Genomic DNA, 23,723 nt, shown 5'->3' with positions numbered 1-23,723 from the left:
TCGGCAAAGCTCCAAATAAATATAAACACCGCTTTACTAAGTTCTGATCATTAAAGGAAGCGTAATTTGCTAATGCCTGCAGGCGCAAATCACCTAGCCATAGTCTTCGATCTCTTTTTGGGCCATCTTCAAAAACATCTTGCATACAGTCCTGCAAAGTTTTTGCACTTACTGCAATAATTTTATTTAATTGATCATCATCTGTTTTAAAAGTTGCTACATTGGCTAGCGAAACTGCACTCTTAGCTTCAAAAGTGGGATTATGGAATACAATTTTCCATTTAGGCGAAGTATCTATTACTTCTAGTTTGATGTACCTGCATGAATATCTTCTATTTAATTTTAAAACTGTAGGGAGTTGGTCAACATGAACGTAGTCTTCTTGAAGCCAAGACTTACTGAGTGCACCATCATATGGCTCTGTTATTTTTACAAACTCAACTGGTTGTTCAGCAAAAACCAAGTGTAAAAACAAAGGTGCATCCATTGGCGAACCCACAGAAGAAATTTCAATACTGAAATAGCCCACATGATGATTGCCTAAATCTAGAATAATAGAATCGCCTTTACCCAATTTAATGTGACTAAGGTTCTCCAACTTTTGATTTGAAGCTTTAATAGTTATATTGTCTATTCCCTTGCCCTTAGTAACGGTTACCAGTTTTTGTGGTACCACTGTTTCTGTTAACAAAGGTTGTTGTGCATCTTTAGCTTTTTCCAAAAACTTGTTATTTCTGACAAAATCTATTTTTTTACCTGTTTGAAAATGCATAAAATTACCTCCTCATACTTAATTTGCAGTTTTTACTTTTCTAAAAGCTGCTACTAATGTAATCACTGCCAGAATAACTAATATTATTCCAGCATTAATAATAGCGAACTTGCCAGTTTTACCAATGAAACTACCGGCATATGGCGAAATGAATGAGCCAAAATTAGATCCTACTAAAGCTAAAGATGTATAAAATGGCGCATTTTGTGGTAAAGCAACTTCACTTATACGGTTAAAAATATACGGAGTTACATTAGAAGCAGCAAAACCAGTTAAAATATTTAACAAATAAATTACGCCCATTACCTTAGTAAAACCAATCATTATGAAACCCAGTCCTACTAATGCTAAACCGGCTGGTAATAAATATTGCCTTAAATGTTTGTATAAATAACCAAAACACATTCCACCTAATAATCCAGCTAAATTATGGATACTCCAAGCTGTTGCTGCTTGAGGAGCAGTACCAATTTTGTTTTGAACTAGAAAAGTTGGTAATTTGACTGAAAGAATCATAAAACAAACCATTGCCATAAACATGAGGAACATTAAAGTAATAAGGAGTCCTTTCCTTGTTTGACTTTGACCTGATTTCTTACCATCTGTTTCAGTACTACTTTCTTCATCTATGTAACCTTCCTTTTCGGGAACAGGTACGAAAATGACAAACAAAATAACAGCTGGAATAAACAATAAATAAACTAAGTACGAAGCATGCCAACTAATTTTTAACAATTGTCCAGCAAAATAAGTCATAAGTGAGGTACCAACACCGGCGATGGCTGAACGCCACCCCATTAGTTTTGCTCGTTCATCACCTTTGAAAAAGGTTCCGATTAAACTAATTGCTAAAGGATTAGCTAAACCAATACCTATACCCAAAACTGCACGAGAAATTAAAACTACCATGTATGAATTAGAAAAAGCAGGAACAATTGAGCTCACAGCTGCTATTACCATCCCTAACAGAGCTGTTTGCTTTTGCCCTATTTTTTTAACAATTACGCCACTGACTAGTACAAATACTGTTACAAACATTGAGACAATAGTCGTTAACATTTCTACGTTTGTTAGAGAAACATTACTAAAAGTCTTCGCCATACCTGGTATGGTAGCAGTAATAACACTAGCTGCTTGTTCAACAATATTTAAAAACAATAATGCAATAATCAACATTATTTTTCTTGTTTTACTCAATATCTTCACCTTCCAATAAATATTAATTCTGATCAATCCTAGTGCACTTAGATTCTGCAATAACTATAGTCAAAATTTTACATAAATATTTGCTCAATATTAATATTTTTTGTATTATATTATTATTAAAGAAGGCGCTTTCAAAAAATGGATGATTTAAAGTACATATTAAAGCATTTTAGTTCTGCTTTTAAACTGCCAATACTCTTATTTGACAATAAAAAACGTATCATTAAAAAATTTCAAAATAGTTTGACCCCTGTTTTTCCGAGGTTATATTTGAATCGCATTAATCCGTTAGGTCACACAAATACTATTTATTTATATGTTACACAAGAGCAAGACAGCTTCAGCGTCATTTATCTGGATAATCCCCAAAACAATATAATTGTGCTTTGGTCTAGTTCTCACAACTTAAACAACATGAAAACACCTACTTCTAACTTCACGGAAGTAAATATCGAATTATTGATCGAGTATAGTACAATACTTTATTTCAGTATTTATCAGAAGAAGCCTATTATTAACCAGCCAATAAGCATCTTGAAACATGCGTATCTTAGTAGCAATAAAAACAATAAAATAGTGCAAAATGAAATTAATACTGATCATGGAAACTATTTAAAAGAACAGTCAATGATGAATGCTATTAAACTGGGCAATCCCGCTTTATTTGAAAGACAATTAAAAACTTTTATTCCGAGCGGATCACCTGGAAAAATGATTAAAGGTAATGATTTACGGGAAAAGAAAGACTTATTGATAGTATCAATAACTCTATTTACCAGAGCTGCAATTCAGGGAGGGATGCGCCCTGAAGCCGCATATGACTTAAGTGACTTATGTATTCAAAAAGTAGAGGCTTTAAGTACAATTGGAAATCATTATGAAATAATGCTTGATATAGGAAAACTTTTTATCAAACATATTAGAATTAACCAAGGCTATCCGCACTTTAAGCTAATATACAGCATTCAAGACTTTGTATACCATCATTTAAATTCCAGAACCAACTTAACGGACTTGGCCCTACAATTAAATTATTCCAAAAATTATTTATGTGCGACTTTTAAAAAAGAAACTGGTAAAACCATTGTTCAATATATAAACGAATTAAGAATCACTGAAGCACAAAATCAGATTATTTTTTCAAAAAAGAACTTATCTGATATTGCTAATTCATTAGGTTTTACCAGTCAAAGCTATTTTTCTAAAACGTTCAAAAAATATACGCAATTATCCCCTAAACAATATCGTAGTAAATTTCAAGCATAAAAAAACTCCGAAGCATATTTAAGAGTGTTCTATATTTCAATATTATACAAATTACAAAATCCTATATCCTAAAAACTAGTTAGTGTCTCTACCATAAAGTAGTGAGAAATTAAGAAACAACATTATTGTTTATGCTGTAAATTTTTATAAAAATAATGTACGATATTTGTCAAAGGAAGTGATGCTCATGTTACAAATTCTACCTGTTTCAGAATTAAGAAATTACAATAAAGTCCTTGATAAAGTTAAAAAAGATAATCCAGTTTTTCTTACCAAAAACGGCTATGGCAAATTTGCTCTCATAGATATTGGGGACTATGATAAATTTAGAGTCATTTCCATATCTGGGCATTAAAGCTGCTAAGTTTTTTGAATTATTTAATGGTTGTTATGTTCTAATTGACAAATATGAATATATTTTTTACCGTGTAGATAAAAAAGAAAAAATAATTTGTATCGAACTTATATTAAGTACCAAAGAAAATCTCATTCAAAAAATCCAAAATTACTTTCATTAATTAAGGCGCATCCGTTTAGGATGCGCCTCTTTTGTAGTGTTAAACCACAATATACCAATTTCTATTTAGTAAAAGCCAAAAAATCAATGATGAATTATTGAATTTTTATTATTTCTCAGCCAATTTTGCTGCAGCAACAATATTTTGCTGTGCGGGCAAGGGGATCCTTCCTAAACCATCAAGGCCAATATTTAATAAATAATTGATTCCCAAGCTGTTTAAATATTTACGGTTGTGATAAATAGTTTCAGGGGACTTCCAATTTTGATCACGATAAGAAAAGCCCCAAGAATCATTAGTGGTACCGGCTGACTCATATAAACCATATGGTGAAGGTTTAAGGCCATTAAGTGAGTTAAAATTAATATCTTTTTGCTCCTTTTCTTTTTCACTTGGAATTTCATTATCACCAAGGGAAACATAATCATATTTGCCATTACCAAGACGTGAATTTATTAGGCAATTTGGTTGCAATTTTTTTACTGTCTCATAAATTTTCTGACTTTGGCTTGCAGTTAATGTCATCGGTACATCAAACCAAGCAACAGCTATCTCCCCATAATTACTCATTATTTCCTTAATTTGGGGCAGAATTTTGTCTGTAAAGCATTGATTATAATTCTTATTTTTTTGAGGAAAGTCCCAGCTATTGTCCCAAGTAGTGCCAGAGGATTCAATATCATTTGAAAGGTAGCCTCCCCCATTTGGTTCATGCCAATCTAAGTCTTGGGAATAATAAAGACCCAGCTTTAAGTCGAATTTTTGGCAAGCTGCTGCAAGTTCACCGATTACATCCCGCTGAAATGGTGCTGCATCATACACATTATATGAATCTACTTGTGAATGGTACATTGCAAAGCCATCATGGTGTTTAGTTGTAACTACCAAATATTTCATACCACATTTTTTAGCAAATGCTACGATTTTTTCGGCATCAAAATATATTGGGTTAAAAGCGGTAGCAAGCTGGCGATACTTTGCAACAGGTATTTGCAATTTAGACTGAATCCATTCAGCGTAATTGCTTGCAGATTTTCCCTCATACTCACCTGCAAGAAGTGAATACAAGCCCCAGTGAATCATCATGCCGTATTTAGCATTTTTAAACCATTCAATATTCTCGTTTGCAGTCATACATTTCTCCATTACTAAACTTACGCTGGAAATACATAGTGTTGTCATTAAAAAGTTTAACACTTATTTTTAGTATAAATTTGATTTAACCAAAAAAGAGTTAGCCTTAATACTTAAAGCTAACTCAAAATATCTATTATCTTAATAAAATTTACTGTAATGCTAAGTAATTTTCCGCATTACGCAGATCCTCAATTGACAACTGACCAGGTGCAGAAGTTTGACCAACAGCACCAAAGGACAGACTTGAACCGAAAACCTGGCCTGCTACTCTAGTGACTTTACCGATATCGCCCATGGCCATAGTAATCAGGGGATTAGCAATCTCTTTGTTCATTTCTGTCGTTGCTGTTAAAAGAGTTAAAACGTCAGCGGCACTATGAGGCATGCAAGCTAACTTTGGCACATCAGCACCAAGTTGCGCCATTTTTCGTAAGCGAAATTCAATTACATCTTTAGCTGGCACTTTTTCAAAGTCATGGTTACTCATAATTACAACAACATTGTAGTTATGAGCTAAAGTCACCAAAGACTTTATTCTTTTTTCATCATGAAAAAGTTCAATATCAACAGCATCACCCAACCTGTTAGTAATTACATATTCTACTAAATTTAAATACTGATCCTCGTCGAGCTGACAAACTCCACCTTCATTTTTGGTACGAAAAGTAACTAAAACTGGTAACTCGTCCACTTCTTGGCGCAATTTTTTGGCAGTAGTATTTAGTGTATTAAAATCCTTAATCCCTGCAGCATAATAATCAATGCGCCATTCCATTAAATCCGGTTTAGCAGCATTAATCTTCTTAGCTGAATCCATAATCTCTTTTTCAGTTGAACCGACATTTGGCACAGCAATTTTAGGCAGACCTGCACCTAAAACAATATTTCTAATCTTGACAGTAGCCATTATTCAATACCTCAACTAATTATTATCATCTGAAAACATAATTTCACGGATATAATCAGTTGGCATATCTTTACCTGTCCATAACTTAAATGAGGCTGCACCCTGATCAATCATCATGCCGATGCCATCAAAAACATGCTTAACTCCAGCTTTTTGAGCTACTTTCATTAATTTGGTAGTTCTAGGAGCATAAACTGTGTCAAACACCACCATATCTTCATGGAACCAGGAAGGATCTGAAACCAGCGTCTTATCCTCAAGTGGTTTCATACCAACGCTGGTCGCGTCACAATAAATATCGCTTTCTGCAATTGATTGTTTAAATGCTTCTTGATCAGTCAACTCAGTTAAAGAAACTTGGCAATCAGTTTTTTCTTGAATAGTTTTGACGTTCTTTTCAGCCTGAGCCCACTTATCATCTTTAATATTAAACAATCTGATTTCTTTAGCACCATCTAAAGCAGATTGAACAGCTATTGGTGTTGCAGCACCGCCGGCACCAGTCAAAGTCATCACTTTACCTTTAATATCAATGCCTTCATCCTTAAGCGATTGGACAAAGCCAATGCCGTCGGTAGTGTAGCCAGTCAAAACACCATGATCGTTCACAATAGTATTAACCGCATCACACATTTCAGAAGCTGGCGATAATTTATCAAGGTACTGGATTACCTCTTTTTTATTGGGCATCGAAACGTTTGAGCCACGCATATCTAAAGTGCGGATAGCGTCAACTGCACCTTTTAATTTATCATTGCCAATTTCAAAACAGAGATAAGTATAATTCAAGCCCAACTTAGCAAAGGCATTATTGTGCATTGTAGGTGACATTGAATGCCGAATAGGATATGCCATTAAGCCAATTAAGTAGGTATGACCATCTAGCCAGCCAGTAATCGGACCATTAACACCAGTAATTTTATTAGCCATCATTTTTCTCCTTTATTAAATTTAAAAATAAAATAATTAATCAACGTTAACTTTTAGAAGCACCGGACACTGCATCAGTTGAATCAGATGCAGTCTTTGCCAGCTTTTGGTAGTTAGCATTATCAGCAGCCTCAGTTCCGGCCACAAAACCTGAAGCATAGGACCAAGAATTCATCATACTTGGCATTGAATCATGACCATTAGCACCACCAACAATCTCCCCGGCGGCATAGAAATTGTCTAGTGCTTCAAAATCTTCGTCTAATAGCTGCATATGCCGGTTAGTTTCATAGCCACCAAGAGTAGTACAAAAACGTAATTTCTGTTCAATCACAAAATATGTATCGCCTTCATATTTATGCATAAACTGAGAAGGGCGATCAAACTCAGGATCATTACCTGAGGCGACATATTTATCGTAGTCAGTTAAAGTTTTCTTCAGGTTTTCATAATCAATGCCAGCTTTTTGAGCCACTGTTTGCAAGTCTCCGCTTACTAAAATCGGACTCTTCTTGCCATCAAGATCAAAGAAACCTTGAACTTCATCTTTGGTAAAACCATATTTAAGAAGCAATTCATAGAATCTGCTCCATGTTCTTTCATCCATCACTACAAAGGCAATTTTATCCTTTTGTTCTGCAATAGCATCCCGAAAATGAGTATACGGAGCTGATTCATTTACAATTCGTTTACCACTAGTATTAACAAAAATAGCACCCATGTCTGTCGCTTCTTTTGTTGAATAGGTTGTTAATTTGGCAATGCCAGGTTCAACTTCTAAACCATGTGGGTAAACTTTATACCAATCAAGATTGCGTGTAGCCAGATTCATATTTTTAGCAAAATCGAAATAATCACCAGTAGAAGTCATTGGACCGTAGTAAGGAATATTGGTTTTATGTTTAAGGTAATCACGAGCGCCCCAGCCACCAGCTGCCATAACTAAGGACTTAAAGTTTACTGTAACTGTTTCATGTTCGCTTTCAGCAACTAAAGAGGAAAGCTGGCCCTGTTTGTTTTTATTAAGTTGTTCCACCCGAGTTTCAAGTAAAATTTTGCCACCCTTTTTGGTAAAGGCATTTGCCACTTTAGAAACTACTTCATAAGAACTCTCTGAGGGCATTTCAATTTGCCTGTCAACAGAATGCTCAATAGTCTGTGTTTCAGCTTTTTGATAAGTTAGGTCTGCAAATTCAGTGATAAAATCAACTGCTTTACCAATATTTTGAACAAGTATATTTGAAAGTAGTGGATAATTAGTCCCCCGACATTCACGGACAATATCTTGGACTAAAAGCTGAGGAGAATCTTTTTTAGCTTCCTCGCCAAATAAAGCAGCTGCTAGTTTTGAACCAGTACCAACCACATTGGAACCATTAAGAATTGTAGCTCCACCAAGATAGCCATTCTTTTCAATTAAAAGAACGTTTTTACCCATTGATAGTGCCCGAGAGGCTGCCATCAAGCCTGCCATACCTGAACCAATTACAGCTACATCCACATCATAAGTTACATCTTGATGCGACTTATCACTAGACTTAGCAACAACGTTTACATCATTTGCTTTTAAGGCTTTCTTTCCAGAATCAAGCATGGCTTGTGTCATAATCGAAGCACCAGAAATGGCATCAACATCGAAACTTTGATTATTAATAATATTCTTTTTTAATTTACCTACAACCTGGTTAAAAATACCTGGGGTTTCTGCAGTTTTGGTCACATTAATATCTGTAATGTGATTATTTTCAACTTTGATGTCAAAGTCGATTTGGCCATTTCTTCCTTCTGCCGTTGCTTTAATTATTTTTTCTGACATAACTCCACCTTCTGCTTTATATTAATTTTTGATGTTGAAATTTTTACCACGACTAATTAAGACAACACACAGAACTACAGAAATAATCGTTATCACTGTAGTTATCCAAAATACCATTAGTGTACTTGCAGCATTCGCCTTTAACACAAATGCAGCTACAAGTGGTGCTACGAAGTAAACTACTGCTGGTGCAAAACTGTAGTATGATGTAATCTTTCCATGACTTTGGGGGAAATAAGAAGTTAAAACTGATAGTCCAACTTGCCATACTCCTCCTGCAGTAAAGAAGCCAACAGCTAATGCGCCTATTTCCCCAGCTAATAGGGATGGCTTTAGGACCATAAACAGCAGGCCAAGAGCAGTAATAGCTGAATAAACCATAATTAAATTCAATCTCTTTACCTTAGTAACTAGAGCTGATGTAACAAATACAGATATTAAGGAAGCGATTGAATACCATGATACAAGCTGATTGGCATTAGCAGCAGATTCATTTAAAACGTACTGTCCGTAATAAGGAGCATAGAGTGAAAAAATATAAAATGTGAAGCAAAGCGTAAAGCCCAAACCAATGATCATTAGACCATCAACGGCTAACTTAGGTTGGTTTTGACTACTTACGCTAGTTTCTTTTTCTTCTTCTGTTTCAGTAGTCTCTTTTGCCTCAGCTTGAGGAGCAAAGGCAGTCTTCATTGTAAATACAACATCCAATAAAATAATAATAACTAAAATAAATGCTGTAATCTTTGGATTTTTAATTAGTTTCACACAAAAAGGAAACAACATTTGCATTACTTGCATAGCAGCTTTAACAAATGAGTTCATTGTAGCTGTTTTATCTGGAAAAGCGTCTGCAAGTGCAGGGTAACCTGCTGTATCACCAAATGAATTAGTTGCCCCGAAAAACATTGCCGCTAGGCCAGCAACCCAGATATTGTTAGCAAAAACAGCGCCGAGAAGGAAAACTGCGTCACTGAGTAATGCAATTAACAAAGTTCTTTTCCGGCCTATCTTGTCTGAAATAGCGCCTGCAAATAAAATTGTAATAATTCTGCCTAAGCCCACCATTGCGATTACCAGTGAAACTTGGGTCTCATTGGCATTCCAAGAATGTGCCAAGATTTCTCTATATTGACTAATAAATAAGGTAGCTGCCCCTACAACCGCAAAATGGATATAAACAGAGGCAGCAACGCCAACATAACTTTTTTCTTCTTTCATAGCTTTACCTTTCAAAGTTAAGATTTGCTAATAATTTCATAAATAAATATATCTTATTAAAATAAATATTAATAATTATTTATGATTACCTAATTATAAATAATAACTATAATTACAAGCACTGGTATATCAATGCTTTCTTGCTTTATAAAAAAGTTAGAGTCTTGATTTTAGTGTTTCATGGGTAATTAGCCCCTACACGACAATCTATCATCTATTAAAATATTTAATACTTAAATAGTTAAAAGTAATAGTATTACTAATAAACAAATTAAATCAGGATCTCAACTTAAAACAACTCTATTTAATGCCAAATCTCTTTTTGACTGACTCAATATATTCTTTTTCTTCTGCATTAGTAACGTGATATTGCTCAATAGAACCTGAGATCGGCTCCAAGCTTGCATTAACTGCAACATAGGTAAATACCGCTTCACCGATTAATTCCGAACTTGAATTATCAAGAGAAATTCTATTCACTTCAGCATAAATAGTCATTGTCTTTGCTGTCGTTTTTAATAAAGTTACGCAAAAGCAAATATGATCACCAGCATAACTTTTTTTATGAAAAATAAATTTATCTATTCGACCAGTTAACGTACGTGTATGACAATATGAATTTGCAAACAAGCCCATTGCTGAGTCTGCATTATCTAAGAGCGTACCACCATGAGTAATTTCCATATGGTTAAGCATCCTTGGAGTTACAAAATAATCTGCCATTTGACGTTTAAAAAATTTATTCTTCATTTACTTTTTTACCTTCCAGCCAATTTTTTAAAAGATACTTTTTTATTTTGCCATTTGACGTTTTTGGTAATGAATCAACAACCCATAACTTTTCAGGCCATAATTTCTTATCAACGTGCTGCTTTTCTAATTCTGAAATCAACTCAGCTTTGGTTAATACTTTTTGACCATGATTTAGAACAATAAAGGCACCAATTCTCTGCCCTAGACGAACATCTGGGACTCCTAAAACGGCTACTTCCTCAATATTTTGGCAGCCCTTGATCTTGTCTTCAACCATATGAGCGGAAATATTTTCACCACCACGAATAATTTTATCGCTATTGCGTCCATCTATTTCCAACAAATCATCTTCATTATAATGGCCAACATCTCCAGTAACAAACCATTCACCGTCAAATGCTTTAGCCGTTTTTTCAGGATCATCCAGATAACATTTAAAAATGATCGGTCCAGCAACTTCAATTTGTCCTTGTTTGTTGCTATCTGTAATTATATTTTTGTTCTTCACAAGTCTGACTTTAATATTGGACATTGGCTTGACTGCCGTTGTCATTGCGCCTTTACTTAAATAATAATCTTGAGGAGTATAACTAAATGGAACTGCTTCTGTCAGACCATAACAGTTGTAAAGGGGAATATTTCTTTTTTTAGCCTGAACTAAAATACTTTCTTTAATTTTGTCACCACCACAAATGAGCATCCGCAGCTTACCCAAATTTTGAACTTTAAATAGCAGATCATACATAATTGTAGGCAAACTATCAATATATGTAATTGGTTCTTCTTCAAGCATTTTTGCCACTTGTTCAATATTATAATGTTTAATTATTGCCAAGTGACTTCCTGCCATAATCGTTGAAATTAAGCCATGATGAAATCCAATTGCATGATACATCCCCGAAAGAATTAAAGTCATATCATTTTTAGTGATGCCAAAAGCATCATTATATGCAATTTCTGCACTAATAATATTTTTATTGGTTAAAACTACTCCTTTATAAAGCCCACTAGTACCCGAAGTATTGAGAACCAGTGCAGGAGCATCTGATTCATCACCTCCAATGAATTCAGATGGTAAATGCTTTTCTCTGGTAAAAAATACCAGATCCGCGATTTTTTTAGTCTGATAATTATCCAAATTAGCAATATTACTAATAGTGTCACGACCACGCACAGATTTTTGCGAAATGATAGCATATGGCTTAAACCTATTAATCATGCTATTAATCTCATCAATATCAAAATGCGGGTTTAGTGGATTAATAACCACTCCCATTTTGATACATGCAATAATCGTTACAATATTTGCCAGATCCAGTTCGAACTGAATTGCTATTAAATCACCTTTCTTAATGCCATTATTCCGGAGCAAGTCCATCTGCTTATTGGCCAAAAAATCTATTTCCTGATAACTGTATTTACGACCATCCTCAGTGACAAAAATACTTTGAGCACTTTGCTTTAAGCGCTCCCGCCATAAATCATTTAAGGTTTGCACCTTTTTGCTAGAAGTCATTTTTTTACCTTACAAAAGCTCATTTAATTGCTTTATCACTTGGTTAGCATCCCCAACAATGCCATAATTTGCTAATTTAAAAATTGGTGCTGCTTCATCAGTATTGACAGCAATGACACATTTTGATTTAGTCATTCCCGCAGTGTGCTGGACGGCTCCCGAAATGCCAAAAGCATAGTAAACATCTGGTGCAACAGACAAATTCGATATTCCAATCATACGGTTCTTATCAATCCAGCCTTGATCTGTAACTGCTTTAGTTGCTCCCACGCTGGCATTTAATTTTTGGGCTAAAGTAGCTAAAGGTTTAAATTTATCTGGGGAACCCAGACCTTTACCACCAGCTACAATTACCTTTGCATATGCCAAATCATTGTCAGAGTTAGCTTCGGGTACATATGCTGCTCTATTAGTTTCTGCACATTCCCAGTCAATTATGTCAACTTCATTCTTACTGTGGCTCACGACACCATTACAAGAAAGAGATATTACTGCCTTGTCATTCAGTGTTATTTTTCTTAAGGCTTGTGTTTTGCCGATATCTTGGTTAACTATTATATGATCTTGATCACAGCAAATATCTTTGGCATTATAAATAAATGGGACATTTAGTACGGCAGCTAATTGACCGCCAAGACTATTACCTAAATTGCTCTTATCAAATACTATTAAACTATTTGCTTTATCGACAAAAATTTTCTCAAGAGCATTAGTCACAGCTGGCAAGTTTGTCACACTAAAGTTTTCATTTTGGTATATGGTAGTCTTGACTCCTGAAGAAGCATATTTATCCTTAATTTCACTAGCATGATTACTGAAAACCAGTACTTCTTTTTTACCTTCGAAATTGCTGGCAAGACCTGCTAAGTTATTACTGTTATGACCTTCATCAATATTCTTATCTTCTAATTGAATATAATAAATTGGTACCATTTTTCTACCTCAACATCCCGTTTTGCTTAAGTATTTCAACCAGTTTTTGCGTAGCTTTAGGATCTTGATCCAGATTGAAAATAATTTTCTCATTTTTAACTGGTTTAGCTACAATTTCACTTGTAACGCCTTCATCACTAGTTTTAAAACTTACGTTATTAATACTTGAATTAATTGCTGTACTTAACGACGTAAAACTAGCAAGGCGCGGCACATTGATTGAATCTAACGTAGCAATTACAGCTGGCAAGACACATTGCCCGGTAATTTTGCCTTTTTCAAGTTTCATTTCATAATTGAGGGAAGTATCAATCATAGAAACATAGTCATAAAATGATATTCCCAGTCTTGCAGCAATAGCAGCTGAAAAAGCTGAAGATGTTGTTTTTCCTGTTAAAATCAAGTCGTAATTTTCATTATTTTCTTTTAAGTAATGGACAAATTCACTTGCAATTTGATTTTGCAGTAAAGGATCATTGATATTACCCGCTGAAACTTTAGTAGCTGTTGTTGCTCCCATAGCCAGTGCCTCATGCAAAATCCGTTCAGCTGCTTCATTTTGTTCAAACGTAAAGACATCAATAGTACCTTTTTTTAACTCTGTTAATTGCAGGGCAAATTCTAGGGCACTTTTGTCTTCCTCACTCAGAAATAAATTTTCTGGATGATAAGTTACTTTGTTCTTATGAGAAGTATAAGTTTTAGGATTATCTGCCTCAGCCTTAGCAATTAATGCGATTTTCATTATAGTACCCTCCTAGTCCTGATATTTTTTGCTAACTTCACGTGCAATTGTCATTCTCTGAATTTCATTAGTTCCTTCCAGAATTTGAAATCCTTTGACATCACGCATTAGCTTTTCAACCGGATAAGCTCGGGTATAGCCATAACCACCAAGAATCTGGACTGTATCAGAAGTTACTTTTTGTGCTACATCAGTAACATAAAGCTTGGTCATTGCACCTTCTTGACGTACAGACAAATCTTTATCCATCATTTTCATTGTGTTGTTAACTAATAAGCGGGCTGTTTCAACTGCCGTTGCCATATTAGCAAGCATATTTTGCACAGATTCAAATTGAGAAATTGGTTGATTAAATTGTTCACGCTGATTGGCATATTTGGCAGCTTCATTAAGTGCCCGTTGCATAACACCAACGGTCAAAGTAGAAACATACGCACGTGAAAGGTTAAGGCTGTTTAACGCAATATTAATCCCTCTTCCTTCTTGGCCAATCAGATTTTCGGCTGGCACGTGTACATTTTTAAATCCTAACGGTACTGTATTTGATAAACGCAGTCCCATTTTATCTTCATGCCTTCCTACCCAAATACCTGGCGTATTTTTATCAATCATGAAAGCAGATAAGCCATGATTACCATTATTAGAAGTTCTAAAAATTCCAATAAAAATATCTGCAATTCCACCATTAGTAGCAAAAGCTTTATTTCCGTTTAAAATATATTCATTGCCTTGCCGAACAGCTGTTGCTTTCACAGAACCTGCGTCAGAACCTGCATCTGCTTCTGACATTGTAAAGGCAGCAAAACGTCCCGGTCTGATCACATCGGCAAATCTTTGTGCTTGTTCTTCAGTACCAGCTAGCATTACGCACCGCAGTGCAACAAATGAGGTAATTAAAGTAAGTGCATAACCTGCATCATATTCAGCCAGTTTTTCAAAAACGAGGGCAGAATCTTCATAAGAAAGGCCAGCACCACCATATTCCCGCGGGATCTCAAGCATATGAAGGCCAATTTTAATTGCAGGCTCAAACAAGCTGGAAGGACAATCACCTTTTAAATCGTATTTCTTAATAATTTCAGGAGTTAGATACCGATCACCAAATTCTTGTGCTAAATGAATATATTCTTTTTGTTCTTGTGTATAAAGTAATGTCATTTTAATACCTATTTAATTGGGTCTCCTATATGACGCAGGCCACTGGCAGCACCACTGGCAAACATCTCACTGATTTTTTCATCGCTGTAGCCTAACTCATCTTTGAGTACTTCGCGTGTATCAGATCCCTGAGCACGAGAAGGAGTTAGCGTAGGCTTGCCTTGAGACGAAAAGCGTACTGGATTAGTGGGAATAAATCTCTTATTTCCAGATGGAAATTCCATCAGTCTAATTTCGTCATTATCCAAAGCCTCAGGATCCTGATATATTTCCGTTGGTATCTGACAAGCCTCAAGCGGTAAGTCTTCCTTATTAAAGAGGTCTATCCAATACTGCAACGGTTTTTTCTTAAAAGCATCTTCTAAAATGGCAATTACTTCATTGCTGGTACCATTAGCATTCAAAGTGTCCATTTTGTTATATCTTTCATCGCCTTTGACATCATCACGACCAATGTCATGCATTACTTTGTCAAAATCACGGTCATATTCGGGAACGCATAGTACAAACCAGCGATCATCAGAGGTTTTATAAGTGTCATTAAAAGGATTAGTAACTTCTTTACGACTCTTAGGATATACATTGCCATATTGTGCAGAAACCATAGCGATATTTTGCATAAATATCGCTGCGTGATTCAAGTTAACGACAACCTTATCACCCTTACCGGTTCTTTGAGCTCTCAGTAAGGCTGCACAAATACCTGCGGCTAAGGTCATTGATACTTGGAAATCACCATAGCCATTTACTGGATTATATGGATTCCCTCCTTTATCTACCGTTGTTCCCTGAACTCCGCCACGTGCTTGATAAGCAGTTGCATCATAGCCGGCAGAATCTTTTTTAGGACCAAATTCACCATATCCGCGATCTTGTGCAAACACTAATTTAGGAAATTCTTGATGCAGCTCTTCCCAAGTGATTCCCATATGAGCTAAGCTCTTTGTTCTCACTGAGGTTAAAAATACATCTGCAGTTTTTAATAGGTCTTTAAAAGCTTGCATCCCTTCAGGAGTTTTCATGTTTAAAGTAATGAATCTTTTATTCATATTAGAAACATCAAAGCCCAAATTCTCATCATCTTCATACTTCATGCCAAAAACTGCACCTTGGGTTCTTCCAGCATCACCCTTAGGAGCTTCAACTTTAATTACATCAGCTCCCCATTCTCCAAGGACTCGTCCTACGGTTGGGGCTGCCAAAAATTGTGTGAGATCAATAACTCTTATTCCTGATAATATTTCGTTAGCCATCTTTTTCTCCAAAACTATATACAACAAAGAGGATTGAACCTTGCAAAGTAAATTTTAGATTCAGCCCTCCTTGATTTATTTACTCAAGTTAATTTAATTGATTGCCTTAAAGACTTGTTATTGGTGTATTGCCACCGTCTTTAATTAATAAACGACCTGCAGTTAGTCTTTGAACGGAACGAGGTCCTTCTTCTAACCACATAGCACGACAATCACGGTAAAGTCTTTCAGCAGGTCCATAAGGATTGTCCTGGAAGTAACCAATACCACCAAAGATTTCAAGCATGTAATCAGAAACTAATTTGACAGTATTGATGCTTTCTAGTTTTGCTAGAGAAGCTTTTTTGGTAATATCCTTTCCTTCGTCATAATCTTTTGCCAAGTCCCACAACATTAATCTAAGGGCATGAATGCGCGCACCCATGTCAGCAATTTCAAAAATGATTGATTGCCGTTTGCATAGTGGCTTACCAAAAGTTACACGATCTTTAGAATAAGCAATGGACATTTCTAACATCCGTTGAGCCATTCCTAAGTTGGAGTCAGCAATATGCGCACGAGAAAGTGAAAGTGAAGAAATAGCTACTTTCATACCCTCTCCTCTCTTGCCAAGCATGTACTTATCAGGTACTCTCATATTAGTGAATTTTAAATCGGCATGTCCGGCACCACGACAACCCATCATTAAAGGCATCTCATTAGATTCAAATCCAGGTGTATTTGTTGGTACAAAGAAAGCTGATAATCTTTCATCCCCTTCTTTATCTGGGTCAGTAACTACAATTAAATAAGTAAAATCTGCAACATCTGCATGAGAAATCAAAGTTTTTTCGCCGTTGATTACCCAGTCATCGCCATCCTTAACAGCTAAAGTATGAAGGTCTGCTCCAGTACCACCGCTCTTTTCGGTTAAAGCAAAGTTGGCATAGATTGATTTGTCTTGAAACTTGTTCATATACTTGTCTTTAAGTTCTTGACTACCAAAATTATCCAATATCCGCCAGTTCATATCTGAAGCATGGTGCAGGTGCATTCGAATTCCACCCTGGGTTCTTGAAAATTCTTCTTGAACTTGCAGGATTTGCTTTTCACTGAGGCCCCAGCCGCCGTATTCTTTAGGCAATGCAAAACGATATAAATCATGTTTAATTGCAATTGGGAAAAAGTCTTGTGGAAACTTGCGATTTTCCTCTATATATGGGGTCATCCTGTCAAACTCGTTTTGTGCCAGGTGACGAATTTCTTTTAAGTAGTTTTCAAAGTCTTCTTCAGGCATTGATTCACCCGGTTTAGTTTTGTGCATAATCGGAGTTTCTTCATATGGTGGTAATACATGCAACTTCTTTTGTTCTGTCATAATACAATCTCCTTTTAAACTTTAATAATGCTTTTGAAAGCGTTTTTCCATCAACAGTTGTATTATGTTTTAAAAAGTTTAGATTGTAAAATTGATAACAAAGTCAGAACTATTAATTTTATAAATACTCTTATGGCTATATATATTAAAAAAAGCGGAATTATAAGATTATTAACTGCAATAATTAAAAAGACTCACCAAATTTGGAGAGTCAAATCACAATAAAATCAACACTAATAAACTAATATTAATTTTATCAATATTATTATAAATAATTTTTGTAAGCGTTTTATAAAAAATAGGTATAGCATTTATTTATATAGGTATTGAATATTAAAATAATTTTTGAGGTAATATCATGAATTTAAATCAACTTTACTATTTTCGTGAATTGGCAGATCAAAAACAATACACTAAAGCAGCAGACAGCTTATTTATCAGTCAGCCTACCCTCTCAGTATCAATTAAACAGCTTGAAAAAGAACTCCACTGCCAACTGTTTAAACACAATGGTCATTACGTGCAATTAACTGAATATGGCCGTATTTTTTACGATACTGTAACCAAATCTTTAGACTCTTTAGATCGCGGTAAAAAGAAAATTGAACAGCGTATCAGTCAGGACCATGGCAATATACACATTGCTGGTATACCTACTGCAATTGGAACCATCTTGCCTAACTTAACTAAGCAATATCAACAAGAAAGTAATATTTCACCTCATTTTATATACCACGATAACCCTTCATATCAGATTTGCGAAGGTATCAAAAATGGCTGGTATGATATCGGAATTTCTTCATTCGTACCGGAATTTAGTTATTTTACTTACATTCCCCTTTATACTGAAGAAATCATTGCCATTGTTTCAAAGGAAAATGACCTGGCAAAAATAAATGAAATCTCTCCTGAAGAACTACAGGGTGAGTCAATTATTACCTATTCTAAAAAAATTCAAATTGGAAAAGACATCACTAATGCTTTACTGGCTAATGCCTCTGATCTGAATATTACAAATAGACTTCATGACGAGCTGGCAATTGCAGGACAAGTTTTGACCAACGATATCGTTGGTGTAGTAGCAAAAACTATTTATTTGAGTGGTTTCGACATCCACATCATCAAACTGGATTTGCCCAAAAATACTCGTCAGGTTTATTTAGTGTATGATTCAAGTCAAAACTTTTCACCGGAAATAGTTGATTTTATTGACTTTCTTAAAAGTCATAAACCAGATATTCAGAAAATCGTCGATAATATTCCTGTCAAATAAGATTTTAAAAAGGTATAAAGCTAATGAATAAAATTTGTCAATTATTGGGAACAAATTACCCTATTGTTCACGAACCTATCCACACCTTAACAGATGGCAAACTGGTTGCTGCTATTTCAGAATCAGGTGCACTGGGTATCTTAGGTATTAATGCAGGATATAAGGTTAGAAGTGACGCTACATCAAGCGCTTCTATTTCTAATTCAAATAAAATAGGTACTATTAGCAACAATTCTTTGCTTGATGCCATGACAGAAAGAAACTTGATGAATGAGCAAATTGATCAAACTCTGTCTAATACCTTTAGACCTTTTGGAGTGGAAATTGCCAGCTCCTTATCTAACCCAGAAGATGATCATAGAGCAACCGAATTAGTAGAATTAATGCGAAAAAGAAGGTTGACTATTGCACTGTTTGAAGGTTTTGGTAAAGTTGCATCTAGAAAATGGATAAATTTGCTACATAATAGTGGCATTAAAATTATGCAAATTATTAATAATATTAATGATATACGTGTAGCTCAAAGTAATGGCATTGACATTTTAATCTGCAAAAGTAACACCGATCTGGCAAATTTTGTTCATCAAGCAGGAAAGACACCGGTTTTAGCTGGGTATGATACTACTGACTCGCATGTTTTAAAAGACGCTTTGGCCAAAGGTGCACAAGGAGTTTTTCTTAAAACAGTTTTTGCACTTGCTAAAGAAGCTCCAACTTCAGCAATAATCAAAGACAAAGTTATAAATGCACAAAAACAAGAACTAATAAGTTTTAAAATGAACTCACAGACTATCTATTCTTTACCTGGAAAATTGCCCCAAGAACTGGCAAAATTAACACAGGATAGCGAAGACGGAAAGCAAATATTTACTGCTGCAGACGGTTATCAGGGATTAATAAACGGTATGGCAAAAGGTGATCTTGAAATGGGGTATACTGATATTGCAGCAGATAGTTATAACATCAAAACTATTAAAACTGTCCACGAAATTATTGCAGAATTAACTAATAACAATTAAATTTATACTATGACTAATTCAATTACAAAAAATGCTCTACGCTCACTTTTATATGAAGTTGTTACCGCACCAAAACCTGGTTTAGTAGACCCTATCAGCCAAGGTCCGCATCCCGACATGAATATTTATACTTTTATTGACAGCAGTTTAAGCTTAGAGGCATATTTTTCTACTGCTGTTGAAATTGGACAAAATTATCAATCGACTGATTTAACCCAAATGTTTTATAAATTAAGACAAAGAGGTATTACTGCTGAAAAAGAAATGTTTGCTGCAACTCACGGCGCTAATACACATAAAGGAGCAATTTTTGCTTTGGGTATCTTTGTCTGCGCTGAAAGCTACAGTATGACAAACAATACTGAACTATTTCTTACTATCACCAAGATGTGTAAAAGACTTGTACAGCATGATCTGATTCAAAATAATGAGTTACAAACAGCAGGTGAAAAAGAATTTGAGCAGTATCATGTTGGTGGGGCTCGTGCTCAAGCGGAACAAGGCTATCCCATTGTACGTGAAGTAGCTTTACCTTTTTTAAAAAAAACTAAGGGAACGCTCCAAACGAGACTCCTTGATACTTTAATGAAAATAGCAACAGTTACAGTTGATAGTAATCTGATTAAGCGAGCTGGAAATTATAATGTAACTGACTGGCTACATCAAATTGCCACAAAATACCTAGATTTAGGTGGTTATGCTTCTCCAGCTGGAAAAAAATGCCTGCAAAAATTAAATGATGACTGTTTGGCCCACAATTATAGTTTAGGTGGCTGTGCAGATTTATTAATTGTTACCATTTTTGTAGCTCTAGAACGTGGATACATATAAAAAAGGAAGGCTTGTGCCTTCCTTTTTTAAAATCAAAATAATATTTATTTCTTTGATGCACCTGTCACTGCATCATTATCTGCAATTTCACTGCAAGCAGTGTCGGCAGCAATACGACCAAAAGTAAAGATATCAGCTAGTGAATTACCACCAAGACGATTACCAGCATGTAATCCGCCAGCGACTTCACCTGCTGCATAAAGACCAGTAATTACTTGTCCATCTTTGTTTATTACTTGCGCTTTTGGATTGATCTTTAAGCCGCCCATTGTATGGTGAATAGCGGGTTTACGAGGTGTAGCATAAAACGGTGCAACTTCACATTTAAGGTTAAACGCACTCTTACCAAATTCTGGATCACTACCTGCATCAACATATGAATTATATTTTTTAATAGTATCAACCAAAGTGTCTGGATTCATACCGGCTTTTTCAGCTAATTCCTCCAAAGTGTCTGCCTTTAACAAAGTACCCGCTTTTACCTGAGCAGCAAGCGATTCTTCGGTTGTGTTATAAGCTGTAGCTTTTATTTTTTCATCAGCTATTAAGTAGAACAAAGTACCATTGGCAATAGCGGCCTTAGCTAAAGTATCGCGTTCAGCAAATTCATTAACAAACCGTTCACCTTTTTGATTGACCATAATAAAGTTTTCGGGCGGGGTTTGAATACCAGTAAATAATTCACCTGTCTTAGGATCTGAAACAGGCATTAATTGAATAAATCCCATACCCACTAAATCAGCACCAGCCTCTTGACCTAAGGCAATACCGTCACCAGTAATTGCAGGCGAATTAGTAGTAGCAATATCATCATCAATATGCTTCCAATAAGTGTTATACTTTTGCACCATTTTAGTGTTTGCACCAAAACCACCAGAAGTTAAAATTACTTTTTGTGCATGAATAGTAACTTTACTGCCCTCACTAGTTTGGGCTACAACACCGGTAACTTTACCATTTTCAATAATTAAGTGTTGTGCCCGAGTTTCTGTTAAAACTGTAGCACTATGGTCTTTTACCCAATCACCCAAAACGTGAATAAAGGCATAGCCCATAGGTTCAACTGGCTTGTGACCACGACGCCACAAGGCTCCAACCGGCATGGTAACATCAGAGCGGTCAAACTTTACGCCTAAGTCAGTCAACCACTTAACTGAATCAAGTACGTTATTGACAAGCTCAGTAACCAGAGCATAATTACCATGAATTTCATTACCATTCAAGTCAGTTCTTTTACCACCTAAATAAGTCTGTATTTCATGCAATAATACTGAATCAAACAGATAATTTTTACCAGAATCTACATAAGCCTTAATTTGCTTTTGCAATTCTTTAAAGTCATCACGATATTCTGGATCAATTTCATCAATTGGAGTTGCAGCTAATTTTTCCAAACTTTCTTTTTCACCCGGTAAAGCTTTAAATTGATTTTGCCACTCAGGTTCAGCAGCGTTTAAAGGTCCACCCGCTCTGGCAGTATTACCACCAATTTGAGGGAATTTTTCCAGTACAATTACTTTTTTACCATTTTGAATTGTTCTAGCAGCTGCAGTGAGACCAGCACCACCGGCACCAATAACTACAATGTCAGTTTGGTATTCTCTGTCAGAAGCATTAGAAGTTTTTGGCTTTGGTCTATTAAGCCATTCTTGTGCGTCTCCACCAGCTTTTGTAATCGCCTGAGCCACACCATCTATCACGCCATGACTGGAAATTGTAGCTCCACTAACAGCGTCAACATTTAAAGTTTGATTAGCAATAATTTGCTTGGGCAGACGTTTAAAGACCTCATCTGCTACTCCAGCAGTTTCGCCACTGGAATCAATATCTATTTCCTTGATTTTGTCTTCAGAAAGTTTCACCTTCATAGGCATAAAACTAGAACCATGACCCTTAGCTTTTACTTCATAAGTTCCTGATTTCATCATTAATATACTTCCTTTTTTTCAATACTCATTAGTTAAATTTTACTAACTTTTCTGATTAAAATGAAATAGTTTTCTAGCAAACGGGCTATAATAAAATTGTTATCGGAGGCAAAATATGAACAATTCTGAAACTGTCTTACATTTTATTGATGTGCTATTAAAAGAAAGTAATTTTACCAGAGCGGCTAGTGAATTATATATATCACAGCCATATTTGACTCAACTAATTAAACGAATTGAACATAAATTGGGAACTGAAATAATTAATCGTGAGACTATCCCATTTACATTAACGGAAGCTGGGGTAATTTATTACAATTATCTGGAAACAAAAATTAGTAACAGGCAAAAGTTAGCTGAGCAGCTAATTCCCTATGCATCACCAAATAAAGAATTAATCCGAATCGGAGTTTTAGAAAGCCTAGGGACATTTTTATTGCCAGAGCTTTTACCTCACTTTATGTTTACACATCCAAATATTAAAATTCAGCTATCAGAAAACTTTCCTAGAGTAAGTGAAACTCATCTTTTACATGAGCAAATTGATTGTTATCTGGGTCAAACACCTGAGTCTCTTAATCAAGGATTGGATTTTTATGTTAACGGTGGAGAAAACTATTTTGTAATCATTTCACCAAGATCAAAATACTTTAAAAAAGGTCGATTTATACTCGACCCAAATGAATATGATATTAAAGACATTTTACAAGAACCGTTCGTTGTTAGTTCAAGCAATTCTGCAATCCGTCATCAAGTTAATGGTGCATTTCAGAAATTCCATATTAAACCTAATATTATATTGGAAAGCAGCAGTATTATTACTGCAACTAATTTAGCAATAAAAGGAGTAGGACTAACTATTTCAGCTGCCAGCATTATTAAGCGAATGGCTCAAACACCTATTAACTTACTTCCAGTTGATCACAATTTGATTCAAATTAAATATTTTATTGCAGTTAAACATGGGCAAAAACTGAAACCCGGACTCAAGAATTTAATTTCAGAATTTAAGAAACTAAAGATTGAACCAAATATAAGTTAATTATTAAATTTAAGCACAAAAAAAGAGAACCCGCAGGTTCTCTTTTCTCTCTGCTCGCTCCGGCTGTCAGACTCGAACTGACGACATCTTGATTAACAGTCAAGCGCTCTACCAACTGAGCTAAGCCGGATTGCTAAAAAGC

The 23,723-nt window shown here is 35.3% G+C and carries 19 protein-coding genes, 1 tRNA gene and 2 pseudogenes; 6 read left to right on the top strand and 16 right to left on the bottom strand.

All coding sequences use genetic code 11. The features are described from left to right. Positions 1–772 (bottom strand): annotated as a pseudogene (locus LACWKB10_RS09495) (family 78 glycoside hydrolase catalytic domain); the annotation flags it as partial. Positions 773–790: 18 nt separating this feature from the next. Beyond that, positions 791–1,978, bottom strand: a complete 1,188-nt coding sequence (locus LACWKB10_RS09490; protein WP_235191510.1) for an MFS transporter — start codon at positions 1,976–1,978, stop codon at positions 791–793. Between the two features lie 138 nt (positions 1,979–2,116). On the opposite strand from LACWKB10_RS09490, the gene LACWKB10_RS09485 reads away from it, so the two are divergent. Continuing rightward, positions 2,117–3,244: an AraC family transcriptional regulator gene (locus LACWKB10_RS09485; protein WP_034981665.1), complete on the top strand. Its 1,128-nt coding sequence runs from the start codon at positions 2,117–2,119 to the stop codon at positions 3,242–3,244. Between the two features lie 187 nt (positions 3,245–3,431). Beyond that, a pseudogene (locus tag LACWKB10_RS09480) lies at positions 3,432–3,572 on the top strand (type II toxin-antitoxin system prevent-host-death family antitoxin); the annotation flags it as partial. 298 nt (positions 3,573–3,870) lie between these two features. Here the strand turns inward: LACWKB10_RS09480 and LACWKB10_RS09475 are convergent. The 12 genes from LACWKB10_RS09475 to LACWKB10_RS09420 all read right to left on the bottom strand — a co-directional run bounded on the left by LACWKB10_RS09475 (position 3,871) and on the right by LACWKB10_RS09420 (position 17,488). After that, positions 3,871–4,896: an alpha-L-fucosidase gene (locus LACWKB10_RS09475; protein ID WP_034981662.1), complete on the bottom strand. Its 1,026-nt coding sequence runs from the start codon at positions 4,894–4,896 to the stop codon at positions 3,871–3,873. Between the two features lie 151 nt (positions 4,897–5,047). Further along, the gene (gene aroD / locus LACWKB10_RS09470) at positions 5,048–5,806 is read right to left on the bottom strand and encodes a type I 3-dehydroquinate dehydratase (protein WP_034981660.1); all 759 of its coding nucleotides are present in this window, start codon (positions 5,804–5,806) and stop codon (positions 5,048–5,050) included. Positions 5,807–5,821: 15 nt separating this feature from the next. Continuing rightward, positions 5,822–6,736, bottom strand: coding sequence for a shikimate dehydrogenase (locus LACWKB10_RS09465; RefSeq protein ID WP_034981657.1), 915 nt, complete (start codon positions 6,734–6,736; stop codon positions 5,822–5,824). Between the two features lie 46 nt (positions 6,737–6,782). Beyond that, positions 6,783–8,552, bottom strand: a complete 1,770-nt coding sequence (locus tag LACWKB10_RS09460; protein WP_034981655.1) for an FAD-dependent oxidoreductase — start codon at positions 8,550–8,552, stop codon at positions 6,783–6,785. A gap of 21 nt (positions 8,553–8,573) precedes the next feature. Continuing rightward, positions 8,574–9,773: an MFS transporter gene (locus tag LACWKB10_RS09455; protein WP_034981653.1), complete on the bottom strand. Its 1,200-nt coding sequence runs from the start codon at positions 9,771–9,773 to the stop codon at positions 8,574–8,576. A gap of 300 nt (positions 9,774–10,073) precedes the next feature. Then, positions 10,074–10,523 carry a hotdog domain-containing protein gene (locus tag LACWKB10_RS09450; protein WP_034981652.1) on the bottom strand — a complete coding sequence of 150 codons (450 nt, stop codon included), beginning with the start codon at positions 10,521–10,523 and terminating at the stop codon, positions 10,074–10,076. Further along, the gene (locus LACWKB10_RS09445) at positions 10,513–12,042 is read right to left on the bottom strand and encodes an AMP-binding protein (protein ID WP_034981650.1); all 1,530 of its coding nucleotides are present in this window, start codon (positions 12,040–12,042) and stop codon (positions 10,513–10,515) included. Before LACWKB10_RS09445 ends, LACWKB10_RS09450 begins: the two co-directional genes overlap by 11 nt. A gap of 9 nt (positions 12,043–12,051) precedes the next feature. Beyond that, a complete protein-coding gene (locus tag LACWKB10_RS09940) occupies positions 12,052–12,975 on the bottom strand; it encodes an electron transfer flavoprotein subunit alpha/FixB family protein (protein ID WP_052060380.1) in 924 nt (307 codons plus the stop codon). A 4-nt stretch (positions 12,976–12,979) separates the two neighbouring features. Further along, positions 12,980–13,720: a hypothetical protein gene (locus LACWKB10_RS09435; RefSeq protein ID WP_034981648.1), complete on the bottom strand. Its 741-nt coding sequence runs from the start codon at positions 13,718–13,720 to the stop codon at positions 12,980–12,982. 12 nt (positions 13,721–13,732) lie between these two features. After that, positions 13,733–14,878 (bottom strand): acyl-CoA dehydrogenase family protein, encoded by a 1,146-nt coding sequence (locus LACWKB10_RS09430; RefSeq protein WP_034981646.1) that lies wholly within the window; start codon positions 14,876–14,878, stop codon positions 13,733–13,735. Positions 14,879–14,886: 8 nt separating this feature from the next. After that, positions 14,887–16,131: a CaiB/BaiF CoA-transferase family protein gene (locus LACWKB10_RS09425; protein WP_034981645.1), complete on the bottom strand. Its 1,245-nt coding sequence runs from the start codon at positions 16,129–16,131 to the stop codon at positions 14,887–14,889. A 106-nt stretch (positions 16,132–16,237) separates the two neighbouring features. After that, the gene (locus LACWKB10_RS09420; RefSeq protein ID WP_198213430.1) at positions 16,238–17,488 is read right to left on the bottom strand and encodes an acyl-CoA dehydrogenase family protein; all 1,251 of its coding nucleotides are present in this window, start codon (positions 17,486–17,488) and stop codon (positions 16,238–16,240) included. Between the two features lie 358 nt (positions 17,489–17,846). Here LACWKB10_RS09420 and LACWKB10_RS09415 point away from each other — a divergent pair, with 358 nt between their 5' ends. Genes LACWKB10_RS09415 through LACWKB10_RS09405 form a run of 3 tightly spaced genes read left to right on the top strand, consistent with a single transcriptional unit; the run spans position 17,847 to position 20,611 of the window. Further along, complete coding sequence (locus LACWKB10_RS09415; RefSeq protein ID WP_034981642.1) at positions 17,847–18,761, top strand: LysR family transcriptional regulator; 915 nt, start codon at positions 17,847–17,849, stop codon at positions 18,759–18,761. Between the two features lie 23 nt (positions 18,762–18,784). Then, positions 18,785–19,780, top strand: a complete 996-nt coding sequence (locus LACWKB10_RS09410; protein WP_034981639.1) for a nitronate monooxygenase — start codon at positions 18,785–18,787, stop codon at positions 19,778–19,780. 9 nt (positions 19,781–19,789) lie between these two features. Then, the gene (locus LACWKB10_RS09405) at positions 19,790–20,611 is read left to right on the top strand and encodes a triphosphoribosyl-dephospho-CoA synthase (protein ID WP_034981636.1); all 822 of its coding nucleotides are present in this window, start codon (positions 19,790–19,792) and stop codon (positions 20,609–20,611) included. Positions 20,612–20,655: 44 nt separating this feature from the next. Here LACWKB10_RS09405 and LACWKB10_RS09400 read toward each other — a convergent pair whose 3' ends face one another. After that, complete coding sequence (locus tag LACWKB10_RS09400; protein WP_034981670.1) at positions 20,656–22,536, bottom strand: flavocytochrome c; 1,881 nt, start codon at positions 22,534–22,536, stop codon at positions 20,656–20,658. A 118-nt stretch (positions 22,537–22,654) separates the two neighbouring features. On the opposite strand from LACWKB10_RS09400, the gene LACWKB10_RS09395 reads away from it, so the two are divergent. Then, positions 22,655–23,581, top strand: a complete 927-nt coding sequence (locus tag LACWKB10_RS09395) for a LysR family transcriptional regulator (RefSeq protein ID WP_034981635.1) — start codon at positions 22,655–22,657, stop codon at positions 23,579–23,581. Between the two features lie 57 nt (positions 23,582–23,638). On the opposite strand, the gene LACWKB10_RS09390 is transcribed toward LACWKB10_RS09395, so the two are convergent. Beyond that, positions 23,639–23,711, bottom strand: a tRNA-Asn gene (locus LACWKB10_RS09390). Between the last annotated feature and the right edge of the window lie 12 nt (positions 23,712–23,723).

Origin of the sequence: Lactobacillus sp. wkB10 (assembly GCF_000760615.1) — a bacterium.
Classification (GTDB): domain Bacteria; phylum Bacillota; class Bacilli; order Lactobacillales; family Lactobacillaceae; genus Lactobacillus; species Lactobacillus huangpiensis.
The sequence above is the reverse complement of the archived record's forward strand: the minus strand, read 5'-3'. Positions and strand labels throughout refer to the sequence as shown.